Annotated in this window: 16 protein-coding genes; 7 read left to right on the top strand and 9 right to left on the bottom strand. The window is 62.2% G+C overall.

Annotated elements, in window-relative coordinates:
* Position 1: 1 nt before the first annotated feature.
* Both JYU29_RS09920 and JYU29_RS09915 read right to left on the bottom strand, forming a co-directional pair.
* A complete protein-coding gene (locus JYU29_RS09920; RefSeq protein WP_213984641.1) occupies positions 2-1,021 on the bottom strand; it encodes a TerC family protein in 1,020 nt (339 codons plus the stop codon).
* A gap of 317 nt (positions 1,022-1,338) precedes the next feature.
* Positions 1,339-1,551: a cold-shock protein gene (locus tag JYU29_RS09915; protein ID WP_213984640.1), complete on the bottom strand. Its 213-nt coding sequence runs from the start codon at positions 1,549-1,551 to the stop codon at positions 1,339-1,341.
* A 465-nt stretch (positions 1,552-2,016) separates the two neighbouring features.
* Between JYU29_RS09915 and JYU29_RS09910 the strand changes: the two genes are divergently transcribed.
* Positions 2,017-3,066 carry a transglycosylase SLT domain-containing protein gene (locus JYU29_RS09910; protein ID WP_431192846.1) on the top strand — a complete coding sequence of 350 codons (1,050 nt, stop codon included), beginning with the start codon at positions 2,017-2,019 and terminating at the stop codon, positions 3,064-3,066.
* A gap of 62 nt (positions 3,067-3,128) precedes the next feature.
* Here the strand turns inward: JYU29_RS09910 and JYU29_RS09905 are convergent, their stop codons facing one another.
* A complete protein-coding gene (locus JYU29_RS09905; RefSeq protein ID WP_213984639.1) occupies positions 3,129-3,344 on the bottom strand; it encodes a hypervirulence associated TUDOR domain-containing protein in 216 nt (71 codons plus the stop codon).
* Between the two features lie 202 nt (positions 3,345-3,546).
* Between JYU29_RS09905 and JYU29_RS09900 the strand changes: the two genes are divergently transcribed.
* Positions 3,547-3,945 (top strand): DoxX family protein, encoded by a 399-nt coding sequence (locus JYU29_RS09900; RefSeq protein WP_213984638.1) that lies wholly within the window; start codon positions 3,547-3,549, stop codon positions 3,943-3,945.
* Positions 3,946-3,997: 52 nt separating this feature from the next.
* Here the strand turns inward: JYU29_RS09900 and carB are convergent, their stop codons facing one another.
* From carB to JYU29_RS09880, 4 genes are all read right to left on the bottom strand, one after another.
* Complete coding sequence (gene carB, locus JYU29_RS09895; RefSeq protein WP_213984637.1) at positions 3,998-7,480, bottom strand: carbamoyl-phosphate synthase large subunit; 3,483 nt, start codon at positions 7,478-7,480, stop codon at positions 3,998-4,000.
* A gap of 201 nt (positions 7,481-7,681) precedes the next feature.
* Positions 7,682-9,703, bottom strand: coding sequence for a TRAP transporter permease (locus JYU29_RS09890; protein WP_250157384.1), 2,022 nt, complete (start codon positions 9,701-9,703; stop codon positions 7,682-7,684).
* A gap of 127 nt (positions 9,704-9,830) precedes the next feature.
* Entirely contained in the window at positions 9,831-10,817 is a 987-nt protein-coding gene (locus tag JYU29_RS09885; protein WP_213984635.1) for a TAXI family TRAP transporter solute-binding subunit, read from the bottom strand.
* Between the two features lie 125 nt (positions 10,818-10,942).
* Entirely contained in the window at positions 10,943-11,734 is a 792-nt protein-coding gene (locus JYU29_RS09880; RefSeq protein ID WP_213984634.1) for an alpha/beta hydrolase, read from the bottom strand.
* Positions 11,735-12,102: 368 nt separating this feature from the next.
* Here JYU29_RS09880 and ypfJ point away from each other — a divergent pair, with 368 nt between their 5' ends.
* Positions 12,103-12,987, top strand: a complete 885-nt coding sequence (gene ypfJ / locus JYU29_RS09875; protein WP_213984633.1) for a KPN_02809 family neutral zinc metallopeptidase — start codon at positions 12,103-12,105, stop codon at positions 12,985-12,987.
* 60 nt (positions 12,988-13,047) lie between these two features.
* Here the strand turns inward: ypfJ and carA are convergent, their stop codons facing one another.
* On the bottom strand, positions 13,048-14,274 hold the full coding sequence (gene carA / locus JYU29_RS09870; protein WP_213984632.1) for a glutamine-hydrolyzing carbamoyl-phosphate synthase small subunit: 1,227 nt from the start codon (positions 14,272-14,274) through the stop codon (positions 13,048-13,050).
* A 298-nt stretch (positions 14,275-14,572) separates the two neighbouring features.
* On the opposite strand from carA, the gene JYU29_RS09865 reads away from it, so the two are divergent.
* The 3 genes from JYU29_RS09865 to JYU29_RS09855 all read left to right on the top strand — a co-directional run bounded on the left by JYU29_RS09865 (position 14,573) and on the right by JYU29_RS09855 (position 16,951).
* Entirely contained in the window at positions 14,573-15,022 is a 450-nt protein-coding gene (locus JYU29_RS09865) for a GatB/YqeY domain-containing protein (RefSeq protein WP_213985022.1), read from the top strand.
* Between the two features lie 33 nt (positions 15,023-15,055).
* Positions 15,056-16,174: a hypothetical protein gene (locus JYU29_RS09860; RefSeq protein WP_213984631.1), complete on the top strand. Its 1,119-nt coding sequence runs from the start codon at positions 15,056-15,058 to the stop codon at positions 16,172-16,174.
* Between the two features lie 84 nt (positions 16,175-16,258).
* Positions 16,259-16,951 carry a DUF2076 family protein gene (locus tag JYU29_RS09855; RefSeq protein ID WP_213984630.1) on the top strand — a complete coding sequence of 231 codons (693 nt, stop codon included), beginning with the start codon at positions 16,259-16,261 and terminating at the stop codon, positions 16,949-16,951.
* 12 nt (positions 16,952-16,963) lie between these two features.
* Here the strand turns inward: JYU29_RS09855 and JYU29_RS09850 are convergent, their stop codons facing one another.
* Positions 16,964-18,631 carry a Na/Pi cotransporter family protein gene (locus JYU29_RS09850; RefSeq protein WP_213984629.1) on the bottom strand — a complete coding sequence of 556 codons (1,668 nt, stop codon included), beginning with the start codon at positions 18,629-18,631 and terminating at the stop codon, positions 16,964-16,966.
* 234 nt (positions 18,632-18,865) lie between these two features.
* Here JYU29_RS09850 and dnaG point away from each other — a divergent pair, with 234 nt between their 5' ends.
* The gene (gene dnaG, locus JYU29_RS09845; RefSeq protein WP_213984628.1) at positions 18,866-20,809 is read left to right on the top strand and encodes a DNA primase; all 1,944 of its coding nucleotides are present in this window, start codon (positions 18,866-18,868) and stop codon (positions 20,807-20,809) included.
* Positions 20,810-21,002: the final 193 nt, after the last annotated feature.

The raw sequence follows: 21,002 nt of genomic DNA, 5'->3' as shown, positions 1-21,002 counted from the left end.
ATCAGGGCTCGAGCTGACCCTGTGTCGGGTCTTCCTGGGCGCTGACATCCGGCTCGTTGCGGGTCTTCCACAAGGAATAGAAGATGCCGGCGGCCAGGATGCCGATCGTGCCGAGAAGCGACAGCATCGTATCCACATGGATGCCGAAGGGCACCAGCGCGACCTTGATGCCGATCAGCACGAGCACGATCGCAAGCGAGGTCTGCAGATAACGGAAGCGGTTCATCGCGGCTGCGAGGGCGAAATAAAGGGCGCGCAGGCCGAGGATCGCGAAGATATTGGAGGTGTAGACGATGAACGTGTCCTGCGTGACGGCAAACACCGCCGGCACCGAATCCACCGCAAAGATCAGGTCGACCGTTTCCACCATTATCAGCGCCACGCCGAGCGGGGTCAGGTAGAGCGCGAGCTTGCCGGTCTTCGTGTCGGGCTGGCGCACCGTGAAGTTGGAGCCGTCCAGCTTCTTGGTGATGCGGAAGTGCTTCTGCAGGAAGCGGAAGATCGCGTTCTTCTCGAGATCCGGTTCTTCATCCTGATGCGAGAACATCTTGATGCCGGTGAAGATGAGGAAGGCGCCGAAGAAAACGAGGATCCAGCTGAAGGAATGCACGAGGGCGGCGCCGATGCCGATCATCACGGCGCGGAACAGAATGACGCCAAGAATGCCCCAGAACAGGACGCGGTGCTGGTAAATGCGCGGGATCGCCAGGAAGCCGAAGATGGTGGCGATGACGAACATGTTGTCCATCGCCAGGCTCTGCTCGATCAAGTAGCCGGTGTAGAATTCAAGGCCCGCCTGTGAGCCGCGCGACCACCAGATCCAGCCGCCGAAGGCGACCGCGACCAGCACATAGCCGGCATAAAGCGTCAGGCTTTCCTTGGCCGAGATCTCTTTCTCCTCCTTGTGGAGGACGCCGAGATCGAACACCAAAAGCCCGATTACGATGGCGATGAACGCCACCCAGAAATAGATCGGAGTACCGAGAAAATCGCCCGTGAGGGCGCTGAGAAGCGTATCCATGATTACCGGACCATCTGCCAATTGAACATTGGTGCAGCTCCGACATCACGATTGCGCTTCATGCGCAGATCGCCAGAGGGGCCCGGTCGCTACACCCGCCAATTGGGCGAGATGGCGGCAAAAATCAAGATGGGGGCGGGCAGGCTCGCCTGCCTGTTCGATCACGAACTTGGGAGCGGGGAGGTCCGGCGAGCTTGTAAGTGTGCGGCGGACAAACAAAAGGCGGGGAAGAACCCCGCCCTTCAAATCAAGACCCGATTGTTTCTGCCTGCGCAGGAAGCCGGACCCTGTCGCATCCCAGGAGGGATGCGGACCGATTAGCCGGCCTTGGAAAGGTTCTGCGCTGCGGACTTGCCGGTGCGGCGGTCCTGGGCAACCTCGAAGTTGACCTTGTCACCTTCGTTAAGCGAGGTCATGCCCGAACGCTCAACGGCGGAGATGTGAACGAACACGTCCTGGCCGCCCGTATCGGGCTGAATGAAACCAAAACCCTTCGTGGTGTTGAACCACTTCACGGTTCCTGTCGGCATTGTAACTTCCTGTCGTCTGCGGTTTTCATCAATCCGTAAATCACGGATCAGGGGTCGAAATTTTGGGATTGACGTCAGAAAACGCGCGCAGCGCGGGCCATGAGGTCCGATCAGCCGAAATTCCAGAGCGGGATATACGCGAATCAGAAATACGGATCAAGATCATCCGTTAAGGGCCAAGCCTTGCTCGTTAAGGATTTGCGGCCCGGTTTGGCGGCTCCGGTGCTTGGTGGATCGGCTGGGCGCCTGGAGAAAAAAGATAAGCAAAAATCCGCTTCCGGTAAGCTGTTGATATAGCTCGATACTTCGGAAGGCCCTCTGCAGGACAAAGGTGGAACATGGCCTTTCTGCAACAGCCGGCAGATTAACGAAGCCTAAAGCCTGGTTGATCACGTAAGCTTCATCCTGTACGCAGGCCTTGGGACGGGCAAATCGGGCACTCAACTTTCAGGAGGCGGTGGGGCTTTGCCGACCAGCACGAACTGCTTATGCATTGTCGGACTCGGAGGCCTTCTGGCCAGCGCCGGATGCACTTCCACGACCGCGACCAACCAGAGCGCCTCGCTTGCGCCCGTTGCTGCCGCCACCCCCGCACCCGGCACCTTGCCGGATGCGATGGACATCGCTTCCGTTGATCGCAACACAGCTGCCGGCGACGCCACGCAACAGGGTACGCTGATCACCGCTGTTGCCTATGCCAGCCCGGCGCCATCAAGCGGCGGCGTTGCTGCGCTGGAGACGGCTGTCGCGCAGGCTGACACGACTGAGACTGCCACGGCGCAGCAGGCTGTTGCTTCGGCGGCCGCCGGAACGGATGCCGGCTCGACGCCGCAGGCAGCGGCATTCGTTGCCGAGAAACCATCTGCGCCCGTTGCCGTTGCTGCCAGCGTCGTTGCGCCGGCTGAGACAACCGAAAAGCCGGTTGTCGTCGCATCGCTCGAACCAAGCGCCACGAAGACGGTTGCGGCACGCAGCCCGGAACTCGATACGCTGATCGAGCGCTATGCGCATCTCTATGAAGTGCCGGTGTCGCTCGTTCGCCGTGTGGTGAAGCGCGAAAGCACGTTCAACCCTAAGGCGCGCAACGGCCCGTATTGGGGTCTCATGCAGATCCGCCATGATACGGCGAAGGGCATGGGCTATCAGGGCAGCGCCACGGGCCTGCTCAACGCCGAAACCAATCTGACCTATGCCGTGAAATATCTGAAGGGTGCTTATGTTACTGCGCGCGGCGATCACGATCAGGCGGTGCGCTTTTACTCGCGCGGCTATTATTATGATGCCAAGAAGCGCGGCCTTCTCGAAGAAGCCGGGCTGAAGGGCGGCAGTGCCGCGAAGGTGCGCACGGCCGTGATCGAGAGCGGCGAACAGAAGGCGGCTGAACTCGACCGCGGCGCCCGTATCGTCGCCAACAGCCTGCCAGGCGTTTCCAACCCGACGGCATCCCCTTCGCCGGCGCGCATGGCAAACGCCACTCAGGCATCCGGTTCGAACAGCCTGGCGATTGCCGAATAAAAACAGGCTGTTCAGCCTGCTTCCGCACACCTGCGGGCCGCGACTAAGCCGCGGCTCGCGTCCTACTCCTTGTGAAGTTCGGAGCCGCTTTTCAGCGCGCGGTCGCCATCTTCCTGTTTGACGAGATAGGCCGGCTCCTCCTTTGACGCATTGCGCTTGACCTTGGTGCCCTTGATCGTGCGCTGCACCGGCTTTTCGAAGCTTTCTTCCACCTTGCCCTCGGCGGTGTTGCCGGCCCAGTTCCATTCAACCTTCGTACCCTTGGCGATCTTGCTCATCCGTTTGTGCTCCTTGCTCGTGCGGGTTGAACAGCGAAGGGCTGACGGCAGTTCCCGTTGTGGCGGGTAAGGGCGGACTCTCCTGACTCGAATGGGTTGTGTATTCTTCGTGCAATCTTCCCTTGCGGAATGTGCGAGACGCAATACAAATCCTGTGCTGCTCGGGATGGCGGCGCAGCACAAGCGGAGGAGAGCAGGGGGCATGAAGTACGTCTATTACCTCGCCACAGTCGTCATCACGGCGTTCTATGCGCATAGCGTGTATGGCTACGCGACCGATCCTGCCTTCTGGGCGGGCGAATATGCCAAGGTGGGCTTTCCCACCTACCTCGTCGATGTGATGTTGGTGGTGAAGGCGCTCGGCGTCATCGCCGTGTGGGTGCGCAGGCCGGTCGCGCTGGCGCAACTCGCTTATGCCGGCTTCTTCTACCACACGCTGCTCGCCTGCATGGCGGATCTCGCTGTCGGCTCGCCGGTTGGCGCGATCGCGGCCGTGTTGTTCGTGCTGGTTGTGGTGTCTTGGGCAACGCAGAACTATGCCCGTAGCCCGGCGGCGGCCTATGCGCCGGGTGGGTCAATCATGATCAAGAATCTCGCCTGATCGGATTGAACGAAGCGCGCCCGCTTGGCCGGCGCGCTTCGTGTTCGATGTCTTAGCGGAAGTAATCCTGCAGCGGACGGACTTCCAGGCTGCCAGCCTTGAGGGCCGCGATCGCTTCGGCAACGGCTGCGGCGCCGGCGAGTGTCGTGTAATACGGCACTTTCTGCATAAGGGTCGCGCGACGCAGCGACTTGGAGTCGGACATCGCCTTCTGGCCGTCGGTGGTGTTGAAGACGATCTGCACCTGGCGGTTGCGGATGGCGTCTTCGACATGAGGACGGCCTTCCAGAACCTTGTTGATCTTCTCGGCTTCCACGCCGTTGTCGCGCAGGAAGCGCGAGGTGCCGCCGGTCGCCAAGACCTTGAAGCCGAGATCGGCCAGCTTCTTTACCGACGGCAGCACGCGCTCCTTGTCTTCATCGCGCACCGACACGAACAGCGTGCCCGAGCGGGGAAGATCGACGCCGGCGCCGAGCTGCGCCTTGGCAAAGGCGAGCGCATAATCGTGGTCGAGGCCGATCACTTCGCCGGTCGAGCGCATTTCCGGCCCGAGCAGGGTGTCAACTCCGGGGAAGCGCGCGAAGGGGAACACGGCTTCCTTGACCGCGATATGGCCAAGCTTATGCGGGTTCGGCTTCGTACCGTAATGAGCGAAGGCATCGTCCAGCGTTTCGCCGGCCATGATGCGGGCCGCGATCTTGGCAATCGGGCGGCCAACGGTCTTGGCAACGAAAGGCACCGTGCGCGAGGCGCGCGGATTGACTTCGAGAACGAAGATCTCGCCGTCCTTGATGGCGTATTGCACGTTCATCAGGCCGCCGACATTGAGGGCCTTTGCCATGGCCGCCGTTTGGCGCTCCAGCTCGGCCACCATCTCGTCGGACAGCGAGTGAACGGGCAGCGAGCAGGCGCTATCGCCGGAATGGATGCCGGCTTCCTCGATATGCTCCATGATGCCCGACACATAGACATTCTTGCCGTCGCATAGCGCGTCGACATCGACCTCGATCGCGTCGGTCAGATAGGTGTCGAACAGCAGCGGGTTCTTGCCGAGCAGCGTGTTGATCTGGCCGGTCTTGTCGTTCGGATACTTCTGCTTGATGTCTTCGGGAACGAGGCCCGGCACGGTTTCGAGCAGATAAGTCTGCAGCTGACCGTCATCATAAACGATCTGCATGGCGCGGCCGCCGAGCACGTAGGACGGGCGCACAACCAGCGGGAAGCCGAGCTCGCCGGCGATGAGGCGCGCTTGCTCGACGGAATAAGCGATGCCGTTCTTCGGCTGCAGGAGCTTCAGCTTGTGCAGGAGCTTCTGGAAGCGGTCGCGATCTTCGGCGAGATCGATCGCGTCCGGCGAGGTGCCGAGGATCGGGATGCCGGCCTGTTCGAGCGCGGAGGCGAGCTTCAGCGGCGTCTGACCGCCGAACTGCACGATCACACCATGCAGCGTGCCGGCCTTCTGTTCGGTGCGCAGGATCTCGAGCACGTCTTCGTCGGTAAGCGGCTCGAAATACAGGCGATCGGACGTGTCGTAATCGGTCGACACGGTTTCCGGATTGCAGTTGATCATGATCGATTCATAGCCGGCATCGGCCAGCGCGAAAGCGGCATGGCAGCAGCAGTAATCGAACTCGATGCCTTGGCCGATGCGGTTGGGACCGCCGCCGAGGATCACGACCTTCTTTCGATCCGACACGCGCGCTTCGTCAGCCATCTGGCCGGCAAAAGGCAGCTCGTAGGTCGAATACATATAAGCGGTGGGCGCGGCGAACTCGGCAGCGCAGGTGTCGATGCGCTTATAAACTGGATGAACGTCAAGCTTTTCGCGAATCTTCTGAATCGCTTGCCCGTCGCTCTTCACCAAAGAACCGAGGCGCGCATCGGAGAAGCCCATGGCTTTCAGCTTGCGCAGGTTCTTGGCGTCCCTGGGCAGGCCGTGCTCGCGCACGCGGCGTTCCATCGCGATGATGCCGCCGATCTGTTCGAGGAACCATGGATCGATCTTGCACATCTCATGGACGTCTTCGAGCGAGGTGCCCATGCGGATCGCCTGCGCCACCATGCGCAGACGGTCCGGCGTCGGGGTGCCGAGGGCAGCGCGGATCGCGTTGCGGTCTTCACCGATGCCGAGGCCCGGGATCTCGATCTCGTCCAAACCGGTGAGGCCGGTTTCGAGGCCGCGCAAGGCCTTCTGCAAGCTTTCCTGGAAGGTGCGGCCGATCGCCATGACTTCGCCCACCGACTTCATGGCGGTGGTCAGAACATTGTCGGCGCCGGGGAACTTCTCGAAGGCAAAGCGCGGGATCTTGGTGACGACGTAATCGATCGAAGGCTCGAACGAGGCCGGGGTCGCGCCGCCGGTGATGTCGTTTTCCAGCTCGTCCATCGTGTAGCCGACGGCAAGCTTGGCCGCGACCTTGGCGATGGGGAAGCCGGTGGCCTTCGATGCAAGGGCTGACGAGCGCGACACGCGCGGGTTCATTTCGATGACGACGAGGCGGCCATCGGCCGGGTTGACGGCGAACTGCACGTTTGAGCCGCCGGTCTCAACGCCGATCTCGCGCAACACCGCGATCGAGGCGTTGCGCATCATCTGGTATTCCTTGTCCGTCAGCGTCAAAGCCGGCGCGACGGTGATCGAGTCGCCGGTATGAACACCCATCGGATCGAGGTTTTCGATCGAGCACACGATGATGCAGTTGTCCGCACGATCGCGGACGACCTCCATCTCGTATTCCTTCCAGCCGAGAACGCTTTCTTCGATCAGCACTTCGGTGGTTGGGGAGGCGTCGAGGCCGGAGGCCACGATCTCGAAGAACTCGGCGCGGTTATAGGCGATGCCGCCGCCGGTGCCGCCCATGGTGAAGGAGGGGCGGATGATGGCGGGCAGGCCGACATAGTCGAGCGCCTGCGCGGCGATGCCCATCGCGTGGCTGACATATCGCTGCTTGCGATCGCCTTCGCCTAGGTTCCACTCGGTTTCCAGCGCATCGAGCCGCGCGTCGAGATCATCGCCGTTGCCGGCCTTCAAGGCGGCGCGGCGCGCCTTGTGCGCATCCTTGTCCGTGTCCTTGGCGGCCGACGCATTGGCCAGCATCGACTTCGGCGTTTCCAGGCCGATCTTGGCCATGGCTTCGCGGAACAGCGAGCGGTCTTCGGCCTTGTCGATAGCTTCGGCGTTGGCGCCGATCATCTCGACATTGTAGCGCTCGAGCACGCCCATGCGGCGCAGGGAAAGCGCGGTGTTCAGCGCGGTCTGGCCGCCCATGGTCGGAAGCAGCGCGTCCGGGCGCTCCTTGGCGATGATCTTGGCCACGACTTCCGGGGTGATCGGCTCGACATAGGTCGCATCCGCCAGTTCCGGATCGGTCATGATCGTGGCCGGATTGGAGTTGACGAGGATGATGCGGTAGCCTTCCTCCTTCAACGCCTTGCACGCCTGGGTGCCGGAATAATCGAACTCGCATGCCTGGCCGATCACAATCGGACCCGCACCGATGATCAGGATGGACTTGATGTCGGTGCGCTTGGGCATGGGCTCTATCCGTTTAACATGCGCGTTGCGCCCAAAAGCCGGACGGAATGAACCGGCCAGCTTGGTGCAGCGCTTAATCTTGGGCTAGGCCGGTCTTATAGGGGAGGATGCGCAAGCGCGTAACCCCAAAAAACGCGATCCACAGCGCAAGTTGCAGGAAAGACCTGCGCTGTGGATCGATGTTTGTCGCGTGGTCCGCCGTCAGGCTGCGGTCAGCACCTGATCATGGCCGCGCTGGCGCCACTGGTTCACCAGCACCGGCGCGATCAACAGCAGGCCGATCACCGTGGTGTAGACTTCCGGCATGATGAGCAGGAAGGCCGCAACGATCAGCAGGATGTTCTCCCAGGCCTTTGTCGGCGCCAGCATGTAGCGCGACAGGGCCGCACCCAGGGACGCGATGCCGATGACGCAGCCGGTCAGAGCAAGGAAGAAGTCCGGCCAGTTGAAGTCCTTCGTCACCAGAAGCAGCGATGGCGAGAACACGAAGACGAAAGGTACCAGCGCCTTGCCGAGCCCGAGCCGGAACGCCGTGTTGCCGGTCTTGAACGGATCGCCGCCGGCCATGCCCGCCGCGGCATAGGCCGCAAGGGCCACGGGTGGCGTGATGTCGGCAAGAAGGCCGTAATAGAACACGAAGAAGTGGGCGACGATCGGTTCGACGCCGAGCAGCGCCAGCGCCGGAGCTGCCACGGTGACCATGATGATGTAGTTCGCCGTGGTCGGCACGCCGCAGCCCATCAGGATACAGACGAAGCCCGTCATGATCAGCGTGAAGAACAGGATCAGCGTGTTGGCCTCGACCCAGGGCAGGACGACGGAGAACATCGATGCCAGATTGCCGGCGATCGAGGTCACGATGAAGGACATCTTGAAGCCGACGCCGGTCAGCGTCACCACGCCGACGACGATGCCAACCGTTGCAGCGGCGGCGCCCACGGCCAGCGCATATTTCGCGCCGTCGCGCAGACCATCGAAGATCTCCTGAACCGACAAGCGGCGGCGTGGATTGAGAAGCCCGACCAGCACGCACAGCGTGATGCCCCAGAAGGCTGCGAGGTAAGGGGTGTAGCCGGAAACCAGCACGCCGATCAGAACAGCGAGCGGGATGATGGTCGGCCAATCGCGCTTCAATGCGGCCGTGACATCCGGCATTTCATCGGGGCGCAGACCACGCAGGCCCGTGCGCTTGGCTTCGAAGTGAACCTGGATCAGAACGCCGAAGAAGTGCATCGCGGCGGGAATGATCGCGGCCAGAATGATCGTCGTATAGGGCAGGCCCAGGAACTCGATCATCAGGAAGGCGGCGGCGCCCATGATCGGCGGGGTGATCTGACCGCCGGTGGAGGAAGCGGCTTCCACGGCACCGGCGAATTCGCGCTTGTAGCCGAGCTTGATCATGGCGGGGATGGTGAGCGAGCCGACCGTCACCGTGTTGGCGACGGACGAGCCGGAAATCATGCCGAACAGGGCCGAGCCGAAAATCGAGACCTTGGCGGGACCGCCGGCAAAGCGCCCGGCAACCCAGGCGGCGCAATCAAGGAACAGCTGACCAAGACCGATGCGGGTGGCGAAAACGCCGAACAGAACGAAGTGGAAGACATAGGTCGCGACCACGCCGAGCGGCACGCCGTAGATGCCTTGCGCGGTGAGATAAAGATGGTCGACGAGCTGCGAAACGCTGGCACCCGGATGGGTGAGGATACCCGGCATCCAGGGGCCGAACAGCGCGTAAAGCATGAAGATGATGGCGATGATCGGCAGCGGCCAGCCGACGGAGCGGCGCGTGGCATCGAGCAGCAGCAGGATCAAGGAGCCGCCGAGGATCACGTCCAGGGTGGTCGGATTGCCGACGCGGAAGGCGAGGTCGTCGAGCGGGATCAGCGGCACATGCGCGACCGCGACCACCGACAGGATGGCCAGCGCCCAGTCATAAAGCGGAATGCCGATCGGGCGCCAGAACGAGGCTCGGGCGGGTTCCGAATAGCCCTTCTTCCACAAGGGGAAAACAAGGAACACCAGCGCCAGAACGAGCGCGAGGTGGATGCCGCGATGGACCATTTCCTGCAGCAGGCCAAAACCTGCCGTATAATAATGGAACAGCGACAGGCCAACGAGCAGGCTGCCGACGATCCAGTTCGCGGCCGGGCTCAAAGGGCGAAAGCGAAGCTCGGAATCGAACTGTTCTTCGAGTTCGCGTGCCCGCGCTTCGTCGAGTTCCATCCTGGAAAGGTGGATGGTGTCCTTGTTGTCGGCGTCGGTCACGCGAGGCTCCGGCATGGGGAAGAAGAAAGAGCGCCGCTCCCGAATGGAAGCGGCGCATTCACATTAGCTTTGGCGCGTCGGACGCTTACTTGAGCGCGCCGACTTCGCGGAAGTACTTTTCCGCACCGGGATGGAACGGAATACCGGCGCTGGTCACGGCATTCTCGACCGTGATCGCCTTGCCCTTGGCGTGACCGGCGGCCAGTGCCTTCTGCGTGTCTTCGGCATAAAGCGACTTGGTGATGTTGTAGATGAGCTCTTCCGGCTGCTTGGCGCTGGTCACCAGCTGGGCTGCAACGGAAAGGGTCTCGGTCGCGCCGACGCCCTTGTAGGTGTCTGCCGGAACGGTGTTCTTGGAGAAGAACGGGTACTTCTCGAGGATCTTGTCGGCTTCAGGACCGCTCACCGGCACCAGCGTGATGTTCATCGACGAAGCGATTTCGGTGATCGCGCCAGCCGGGAAGCCGCCGACGAAGAAGTAGGCATCAAGGCCGCCGTCGCGCATCTTCTCGCCGGACGGACCGGGCTTCAGATATTCGGCTTCGATGTCCTTTTCGCTGATGCCATAGGCTTCGAGAACGATGCGGGCGTCGACGATCGTGCCCGAACCCGGCTCGTCGATCGAAACACGCTTGCCCTTGAGGTCGGCAACCGACTTGATGCCGGCATCGGCGCGCGCAACGATGTGCAGCGTTTCAGGGAAGAGGGTCGCGATGAGGCGCAGGTCTTCGACCTTCGGCTTGCCCTCGTACAGGCCGGTGCCGGTATAGGCCCATGCCGCCACGTCCGACTGGGTGAAGCCGGATTCCGACGCGCCGCTCTGGATGGCGTTGATGTTGGCAACCGAACCGTTGGACGCGTTGGCGGTGGCGATCAGCCCTTCAACGCCGGCCGGGCCGGTTGCGCTGATGGAGTTGGCAATGATGCCGCCGACGGGGAAGTAGGTTCCCTGCGTGCCGCCGGTGCCGATGCGGAAGAACGCCTGCTGCGCGAAAGCGCGCGTGGCGCCCACGCCTGCAGCCAGAAGGGCCGTACCGATCGTGAAGGCGCGACGCGAGATTGCAAAGGTCATGGTTTTCCTCTCAAACCTGTTCAGGTCAAAAGGATAACCTTTGATCACAATGCCGTGTCAACGGGCAGGTGCCGAAAGCGGACGCTTTTTACCCAGTCGCCCGCACGTTTTGCGCGTAATTCTTTCTATTCCGCCGAAGCAGAGGCGGTGGCGACCGGCACGTCCTGGTTCTTCTGCATGGAAGCAAGCCATGTCTTCACGACGCTGACATCCGCCTCGCCGAGAAGATGGCCAAGTTCAACCGTCTGGCCTACGACCTCGGCGCCCTTGTTGCGCAAGGCATCGGCGAGGCCGGGGGCGAAACGGCCATAGGTCGCGTCGTTCTTGCCGGCGACGGCCAGGATGGAATCCTTGGCGAGATTGACGTCCGGCAGGGACTTCAAAACCATCATGGGCCGCAGGAGGGCAGCGCGCTGCACGAGATCGGGATGCAGGAAGGACAGGGCGGCAAGCAGATTGGCGCCGTTGGAATAACCGAGATAGATCGCGTTGTTCAGGTCGATGCCGTAGTCCTTCTGCGCACTCGCCATGAACTTAGCGAAGGCGTTGGCTTCCGAGCGGATATCGTCCTGATCGAAGGTGGTGGGCGTAACGCGCTTGTACCAGCGGTTCACGCCGTCCTGCACGACGCGGCCGCGGATGCCGAGCAGCGCCGAACCGGGTGCGGCTTTTGCCGCCAGATCCATCAGGCTCGTTTCGTTGCCGCCCGAGCCATGCAGCAGGATCAGCGTCGGCGACCCCTTGGCGGTGGCCTTGCGGTAATTCGCGACGAAGGCCTGCGAGCGGGTGATGGCAGAGGGCAGCGCGTTGATCGCGGCCGTCTTGGCTGCAAGATCGGCTCTGCTCGGCGCATTGGTGAGCGAGGCCTTTTCCACCAGGCACTTGGCTTTTGGCGTGCTCTTCTGGGAACTGGTCATTGAAGCACCGCACTCGATCTGCGCTGAAGCAGGCAGCGCTGCTGCGCCGACGAGGAAGCAAGAGATGACCGTGCTGGCAAGGATGCGCATCATGGTTCGACCCTGAAAGAGTTTGGTTGACAGAGGGTTAACGCGGCAACTTCTTGCGATGAACAAACATGTCATCGCCGATGGGCAGGCACTTCAAGTTATAATGCAGCACGAATGTGGCACTGCAGCATTGAAACACGCCTTTGTGAAGTTGTTTCGGTGGAACAAACAACAGGAAAGGAAATTGTTGCGCGGCTGCAACTTACGACCTTCCCGCAAGTTATCCGCCGAAGCCGGAGCAACATTGCTGCCGGCCTATCTGTGCGAGGGAAGTTGCCATGCAGTGGAGAGGGCGCCGTCAAAGCTCCAATGTCGAGGATCGTCGCGGTGGCGGCGGTGGTGGTTTCGGCGGCGGAGGTCGCATCCCAATCCGCGGTGCCGGCGGAGGACTGGGGATCGGCGGCATCATCATTCTGCTGATCGGTGCCTGGATCTTCGGCATCAACCCACTCGAGCTTCTTTCGGGCGGCGGCAGCATGGGTGGCGGCGGTCAAACGCAGACGCGCACGGCAGATACCACCAGTTCCGACGAGATGACCCAGTTCGTTTCAACCGTGCTGGCGGAAACGGAAGACACCTGGAACGGCATCTTTCAGGCGGAAGGCGAGACCTACAAGGAACCGCGCATGGTGTTGTTCAGCAACCAGGTGCGTTCGGCCTGCGGCACGGCGTCGTCGGCCTCAGGTCCGTTCTACTGCCCGAACGATGAGCGCGTTTATCTCGACACGACATTTTTCCAGGAACTGGACCAGAAGTTCGGCGCATCGGGCGATTTCGCACAGGCCTATGTGATTGCGCATGAGGTCGGCCACCACGTTCAGAACCTGACCGGCATCCTGCCGCGCTTCAACCAGATGCGCCAGACCATGAGCCCCGAAGAAGCCAACCGCATGTCGGTACGCGTCGAGCTTCAGGCCGATTGCTTCGCGGGCGTTTGGGCCCATTACACACAGCAGAAGGGCCTTCTGGATGCCGGCGACGTGGACGAAGCCCTGAATGCGGCAACCCAGATCGGCGACGACACGCTGCAGAAGCGCACACAGGGCTATGTCGTGCCCGACAGCTTCAACCACGGCACCTCTGCCCAGCGCCGCAACTGGTTCCAGCGCGGCATCGAAAACGGCCGCCTGAGCGACTGCGATACGTTCAACAATCCGGTGTGATTGAAGGCCCTGGGGCCGCTGAATAAAAAAGGCCGGCTTGGAAGCCGGCCTTTTAAGTTTCTAGCGTTCGGCGAGAGCTGGTTCGCCGCGGCGTTCGTGGATCAGGTTTACGAAGCGGCGGAACAGGTAGTGGGAGTCTTGCGGGCCGGGGGAGGCTTCCGGGTGATGCTGCACGGAAAAGACCGGCTTGCCCTTGAGCGCGATGCCGCAGTTCGAATTGTCGAACAGCGAGATGTGCGTTTCCTCGACGGTGTCCGGCAGGGACTGGCTGTCCACCGCAAAGCCGTGGTTCATCGACACGATCTCGACCTTCCCGGTGGTGTGATCCTTTACCGGATGGTTCGCGCCATGGTGGCCCTGATGCATCTTTGCGGTCTTGCCGCCGAGCGCCAGCGCCAGCATCTGGTGACCGAGGCAGATGCCGAAGGTCGGAAGACCGGCCTTGAGCAGGTCCTGGATCACCGGCACGGCATAGGCGCCGGTTGCTTCCGGGTCGCCGGGGCCGTTGGACAGGAAGATGCCGTCCGGCTTCATGGCGAGGATGTCTTCCGCAGCCGTGGTGGCCGGCACAACCGTGACCTTGGCGCCGAGACCCGACAGAAGGCGCAGGATGTTGCGCTTCACGCCGTAATCGATGGCGACCACATGCATGGTCGGCTCGGTCTGTTCGCCGAAGCCTTCGTTCCAGGCCCAAGGCGTTTCGTTCCACACCGAGCTCTGGCCCGAGGAGACGTCCTTGGCGAGGTCGAGGCCGACAAGGCCGGACCAGGCCTTCGCCTTTTCCTTCAGCGCGGGAATGTCGAACTTGCCGCTCGGATCATGCGCGATCACGGCGTTGGGCGCGCCTTTGTCGCGGATAAGCGCTGTGAGGGCGCGGGTGTCGATGCCCGAAAGCGCTACGACGCCGCGACGCTTCAGCCATTCATCGAGATTGCTGGCGGCGCGGTAGTTCGAGGGATTGGTGATGTCGGCCTTGAAGATCGCGCCGACCGCGCCGTTGCGGGCAGCAGGCGTCAGGTCTTCGATGTCTTCGTTGTTGGCGCCGATATTGCCGATATGGGGGAAGGTGAAGGTGACGATCTGGCCGACATAGGACGGATCGGTCAGAATTTCCTGGTAGCCCGTCAGCGCCGTGTTGAAGCAGACTTCCGCGACCGCTTCGCCGGTTGCGCCGAGGCCCTTGCCTTCGATCACCGTGCCATCGGCCAGCACCAGAACGGCGGTGGCGATTTCATCATCCCAGGGCTGGGTTGCCTGGTTTGCCGTTGTTTCGGTTGCCTGATCCATCTTCGTTCTCCACTGCCTCGCTGCGCCTTCGGTTTGGCTTTGGCTCTTCTCGAGCGCACGCTGTGAGCCGCGCTTGAAAAGGTGCGATGCAAAAGCCATATGGCGGGACGGTTGTCGGCCGAGCGCAAGCTCATGGACCGGAACCTCCCCCACATAATCCCCTTGGCTTCGCCGAACAACAGGAAAGCCGGTGTTTTTGCGCGGCATATTGCGGTTTCCCCTGCATCCGGCCTCGGAAGACCTTCCTGCCGCTTCGCAAAGCCACTATGGACTTGAACAAATGGAGACGACCATCATGCTGCGCGATCAATTCGCGAACGGCCTCAAGACCGCGATGAAGAGTGGCGACAAGCGCCGCACTTCCACGCTGCGGCTCATTCTGGCTGCCATCAACGATCGCGATATCGCCAATCGTGGCCACGCCAAGGATCCCGTGGGGGATGACGAGATCCTGGCGATCCTCGGCAAGATGGTGCGTCAGCGCGAAGAATCCGCCAAGGCTTTCGAGGAAGGCGGCCGGATCGAACTGGCGCAGCAGGAGCGCGAGGAAATCGAGGTGATCCGCGATTACCTGCCCAAGCAGCTCGGCGAAACCGAGGTGCGACAGGCCTGCCAGGGTGTCATCGCAGACACCAATGCGAGCGGCCTGCGCGACATGGGCAAGTGCATGAACGCGTTGAAGGAGCGCTATCCCGGCGCGATGGACTTCAGTAAGGCCAGCGGCATCGTCAAGGAGATGCTGCAGTAGGGCGGTTGGTCATCATGCTGCGGTGAACCGCGCGTGATCCGGCGCAGTCTTCGCAGGCTGGCCACGCTGCTCGCCTTTGTGGCGGCGCTGGCGAGTGGGCTCGAAACACTGCCGCACGCTCTGACCGCCGTGCGGCTGGTGCGCGTGGCGCTCGATCCTGTGCAACAAACGCAGATCGAGCTTGAAGCCGTGCCGTCCGAGCAGATCCTCGCCAATGCCAAACAGGCGCTGGGCGAGGGGGATGGCGAGCTGGCGGCTAGTTATCTTGTTCTGGCCGACGGGCGATCGCTGGCCGTGCCGGACGATCTTCGTCAGGCGGTGACGGATGCGAATGCCTTCGACGTTGCCGAGTTCGGCGGCGATGTCTGGGCGGGCTTCGTTCATGGCGAGGCCACGACGCCGGCGGGCTTCGGGGCGGCGCTGGCGCTCGATCTTACTGCCATCGGCGACGTGAAGGACCTCGTCGTCCAGGCTGCCGCTTATCCCGACCACGATATTCTGATCATGAGCCTCGCCAGCATCGGTTTGGCGCTGACCGGCGCGAGCGTGGTGTCTGTGGGTGCGGCCACGCCGGCCAAGCTCGGCGCTTCGACGCTGAAGATCGCGCGCAAGGCACGGCTTCTCCATCCGCGCTTTGTGAGGGTGATGATGCGCGAACTGGGCGGCGCGCTTCGCATTGGCAAGATCGAGGAAGCGGCGACGGCCTTGCGGCGGCTCGATATTACGGCGGCCCGGCGGGCTGCTGCGCAAAGTCTCGATCGAACCGTGCTGTCTCGCTTGCAGGATAGTGCCGCTGATCTCGGACGCGTCGGACGCCGGCAGGGTGTACGCGGCACGTTGGAAACATTGGCGCTGGTTGATCGACCAGCACGGCTGAGGCGGCTGGCAGCGATTTCCGAGCATTTCGGTCCGGGATATCGCGCGGTGCTGCGCCTCGTGTCGGATGCCGGGCGCGTGGCCGCGCGGTTGCTCAGGCCGCTGTTTCGTCTGCTTGAACTGCTTGGCACCGCGCTTCTCTGGCTTCTGACCGCGTTTCTCCTGTTTCGCCGCAGTGTGCGGGTGATCGCACGCGCCGTTGCAACGGTGTTGCCGCCTTATCCCCGTCGCCGCACTCGGCGGAACGTTCCAGTTCCGCCGGTAACATTATTGTAGATGATGCTCATGCTTCGGCGTCTTGGTGGCTGGATGGGCCACCACCATATTCCGCTTCAACAACGCAGTTGAAGGAGCCTAACCGTGGACACGAACGACCGGAAAGCGATCGAAAGCCTGTTCGATAAGCTTGGAACCGTGGAGCGGCAGGCACCGCAGCGCGACGCGGAAGCCGAACGCTTCATCCAGGAAGAAATCACACGTCATCCCGGCGCGCCTTATTACATGGCGCAAACGATCGTGGTGCAGGAGCAGGCGCTGGAAGCCGCACAGCGCCGCATCGAGGAACTGGAACGCCAGCCTCAGGCACAGCCGCAAAGCAGCGGTGGTGGTTTGTTCGGCGGCTTGTTCGGTGGCGGCGATCGCAGCGAACAACAGCGCCGCCCAGCCGGTGCCGTGCCGCGCGTCGGCAGTGCTGCCGCAGGAGCGGCGGGTGCGAGCAAGTGGGGTTCGGGTGCCGGTGCCACTCCGGGCGCCAATCCGGGTCCCGGTGCCGCAACCGATCAGCGCGGCTTTGGTGGTGGCCGCGGCATGGGCGGCATGGGCGGTGGCGGCTTTCTCGCCGGTGCTGCGCAGACCGCGATGGGCGTGGCTGGTGGCGTGCTGCTCGGCAACGCCATTGCCGGCATGTTCGGTGGTGACGAAGCGCAGGCTGCCGAGCCGGCTGCAGAGCCTGCCGCCGAACCAGCGGCGGCGGAAGCTCATGACGAGCCGCAGGTGGAAGATGCAAGCTTCGACGATGGTGGTTTCGATGATGGCGGCTTCGACGATATCTAAGCCGTCCTTCGCTCAGCTCGCGGCGCGAAGCCGCGAGTTGTTGAGCAGGCCACGTTCTTCCAGAACCGGATAAGCGATCGAAGCCAGAAGCGAGTTGATCTGCTTCAGGTCCCGGATCGTGTCGAGATGAATGGTGCTCGTCTCGACACTGCGCACGGAGCCTTCGCGCAGCCGTGCAAAGTGGCGGCGCGCCGTTTCCTTTTCCGTATCGCGCAGCCGGTCCTTTTCCGCCACTAGCTGACGCGCCGTCGTGGCGTCGCGCGACACCAGCACGTTGAAGGCAAGCCGTGCGTTGGCCGCGACCGAGGCATGGAAGGCCGCAAGCTCGCGCCAGCCTTCGCCGGTAAATTCCAGCTTGTGCTGCAGCTTCTTGCGAACATGCACCAGCATGTTGCGCACGATGATGTCGCCGACCTGTTCGAGTTTCACGCAGGCGCCGAGCAGTTCGGCGCAACGCTGCGCATCGTCTTCCGACATTTCGGCGGGATCGATACGGGCAAGATAAAGCTTGAGGCGGGCGTGACGGCGATCAACAAGGTCATCGAGACGCGACAGGGCGTCGATGCCTTTGGGATCGGCCGCTTCATACAATTCGAAGATCCGCGCCAGCATGACCTCGATGATCTCGCAGATGCGCATGGCCTCACGCGTTGCGTTGCCGAGCGCCAGATGCGGCGTCTTCAAGGCCTCGTCATGCAGGATGGTCGGCTCGATATTGCTTAGTTCCGGCTCGGCTTCCGCCTTGGTGGACATCCGCACAATCCCCTCGGATGCCGCAAGAATCAGGCTTGCCAGCGGGATGCCGGCAATCAGCATCAGGCAGTTGAAGGCGATGTGGGCGTTGACGATCTGGTCCGCGCTTGTTGCACCGAGAAGCGTGACGTCGGGCTCGAACGACAGGAACAAGGCCAGCACGGTAATGGACCCAAAGCCGCGCATCAGGAGATTGCCGATCGGAACAACCCGCACAGGGGCAGGCGAGGTCCGTGTCAGAAGCGGCGCGATCAGCGAACTGCCGAGATTGACGCCGAGCACCATCACCACGCCGAGTTCGGGCGGGATCACGCCGCGCGCCGCCAGCGTCACCAGAAGCAGCACGGCCGCGATGCTCGAATGAAATAGCCAGGTCACAAATGCCGACAACAAGAAGGCCGTGATCGGATCGCTCGAGAAATAATCGATGATCAACGGCAACAGCTTGCTTTCACGCAGCGGTTCCGAAGCATGCCCGATCATCTCGAGCGACAGAAGCAGCAGGGCGATGCCCACCAGAATGCGGCCAAGCTGGCGCCATTCGCGCTTCTCGGTCGCCATGAACATGGTGGTGCCGGCGGCAAGGCAGATCGGCACAAGCAAAGACAGATCGAAAGTCAGCAGGCGCACAACAAGAGCCGAGCCGATTTCGGCACCGCGCACGGCAAGCTGGCCGGCGATGCCCGACACGATGCCGGAACCTGCGAAAGACCCGACCAGCAAGGTCACTGCCGTCGAGCTTTGCAGCGCGATCGCCAGTCCCGCGCCGGTTGCAACGGCCGCCAGCGGATTGCGCATGGTGGAGCGCAGCTTGATGCGCAGCACATCGCCATAAGCGCGCTCGACACCGGTCTTCACCATGCGGGTCGCCCAAAGCAGCAGCGCGATGGCGCCCGCGAGATGCAGGAAGAACACCGATCCCGTCATGGCCGCCATCCGGCGTGCGGGCACTGTGCGCCCTGATGATTCAGCATTTTTCGCATTGATTTCGGCACGTTGTGGTTTAGCCGGATAATGGCTTCCAGTGTAAATGTATAGGGCGCTCCAAGCGACAAGGCGTGTCGCTGGTGTTTCTGAAAACCTGTGAACAGCGGGCACTGCGTTGTGCAAAGATGGTATTCGCAGCCGGGTGGGGCTATCTACCGCCTTTAGAGGTTTTCCATGCGCTTTTCCGACAGCTTTCTCGACGAGATCCGCGACCGCGTGCCGATTTCATCGCTGATCGGGACGCGCGTGTCGTGGGATCGGCGCAAGACCAATGCGTCGCGGGGCGATTACTGGGCGTGCTGCCCGTTTCATGGCGAAAAGAGCCCGAGTTTCCACTGCGAGGACAAGAAGGGCCGTTACCATTGCTTTGGTTGCGGCGTGTCCGGCGATCATTTCCGGTTTCTGAGCGAGTTGGACGGGCTGTCCTTTCCCGAAGCGGTTGAGCGGGTCGCCGAAATGGCGGGCGTGCCGATGCCGGCGCGCGATCCGATGGCCGAAAAGCGCGACAAGGAACGCGCTTCGCTGCATGACGTCATGGAAATGGCGACGGCGTTTTTCGAGGATCAGCTGCAGAATGCGGCAGGCGCCAAGGCGCGCGCTTATCTGCGCGATCGCGGCCTGACTTCCGTGACGCAGCGGGAGTTTCGCCTGGGATATGCGCCGGATTCGCGCAATGCCCTGAAGGAGCATCTGGCCGCGAAGGGTGTCGACAAGACCCAGATCGAAGCCTGCGGCCTTGTTGTGTTCGGCGAAGATATTCCCGTGTCCTATGATCGCTTCCGCGACCGGGTGATGTTTCCGATCGAGGATACGCGTGGGCGGATCATCGCCTTTGGCGGGCGCGCGATGTCGTCGGAAGTGTCGGCAAAATACCTCAACTCGCCGGATACCGAGCTCTTTCACAAGGGCAATGTCGTTTACAACTTTGCCCGTGCCCGCAAAGGCCAGGGCAAGGACGGCACGCTGATCCTCGTTGAAGGCTATATGGACGTGATCGCCCTGGCGCAGGCAGGGTTCACCAATGCGGTGGCGCCGCTCGGCACGGCTTTGACCGAAAACCAGATGGAACTGATCTGGCGCGCCACTGGCGAGCCGGTGCTGTGTTTCGATGGCGATGGCGCGGGCCAGCGCGCGGCCTGGCGTGCCGCCGACCTGATCCTGCCGACGGTCGCCGCTGGGCGCACGGCGCGCTTCGTGCTTTTGCCCGAAGGCAAGGATCCCGACGATCTGGTGCGAGAGCAGGGCTCAGAAGCGTTTCGCCGCGTGCTGGGTGACGCGCGGCCGCTGGGGGATCTGATCTGGAGCCGCGAAACCGGCGGACAGGTGTTTGAAACGCCCGAACGGCGGGCAGCACTTGAACAGGTGCTGCGCGAGATCACCGGGCGCATCAAGGATGAAAGCGTTCGTCGCCATTATCAGCAGGACATGCGCGACCGCGTTCATTCCTTTTTCGGCTCGACGCGACCCAACAACCGCTACAACAACAATGATCGCGGCGGCAGTGGGCGCGGCGGCGACAATCGCGGTGGTGGCAATACGAGGCCTGGCGGTGGATCGCGCGGTCCGATGGCGGTTTCGGAAAGCCTGACGCGCTCGGCACTGGTCAAGAACAGCGGCGCCCTGCCGATCCGCGAAGCCGCGATGCTGGTGGCGCTGGTCAATCATCCCGGCCTGATCGACGCGTTTTTCGACGACATCGAGCGGCTGGAGCTCGATCATCCCGTTCTGCGGCATCTGCATGCCGGCATTCTCGATGCGGCTGCCCACCATGCTGCCGGCGATCGCCAGGCGCTGTCGGATTATCTCACCAATTCGGGCTTGAGCGAGCCGCTGGAAAAAGCGAGCCTGCTCGTGCGGCGCGTCGGGATCTGGACCGTGCTCGAAGATGCCGATATCGCCGATACTCGCGACGCCTTCCTTCAGCTTCTATACTTGCACCGCAGCGCATCCACTCTACATAGGGAACTGAAAGCGGCCGAGCTCGCACTTGCAAGTGATACGACCGAGGAGAATTTCCGTCATCTCCTGGATATTCAGGCGCAGTTTCGCGAGTTCCAGGCTGTGGACGCTTTGATCGACGGGTTTGGGATTTCCTCGGGTCGGGCGCGGCAGAGTTGACGAACGACAAGGCGCATTGGGCGATCTTTGTCGATGAATGATTCGCTTTGCGAAGCGAATCATGACAGCTGCCTTGACCTTGTGGCCAAGACGCGGAATCAGGGACAATTCGATTTCGGATCGCGGAAAGGGTTTCCGCGAAGGACGTTAGTGACGCAAACAACAGAATGAACCGTGCGGCCAGCCGGGGGAA

This window comes from Tianweitania aestuarii (assembly GCF_018457165.1).
Taxonomy (GTDB): domain Bacteria; phylum Pseudomonadota; class Alphaproteobacteria; order Rhizobiales; family Rhizobiaceae; genus Tianweitania; species Tianweitania aestuarii.
Note: the sequence above shows the minus strand (reverse complement) of the source record. Positions and strands in the feature narration are given on the sequence as shown.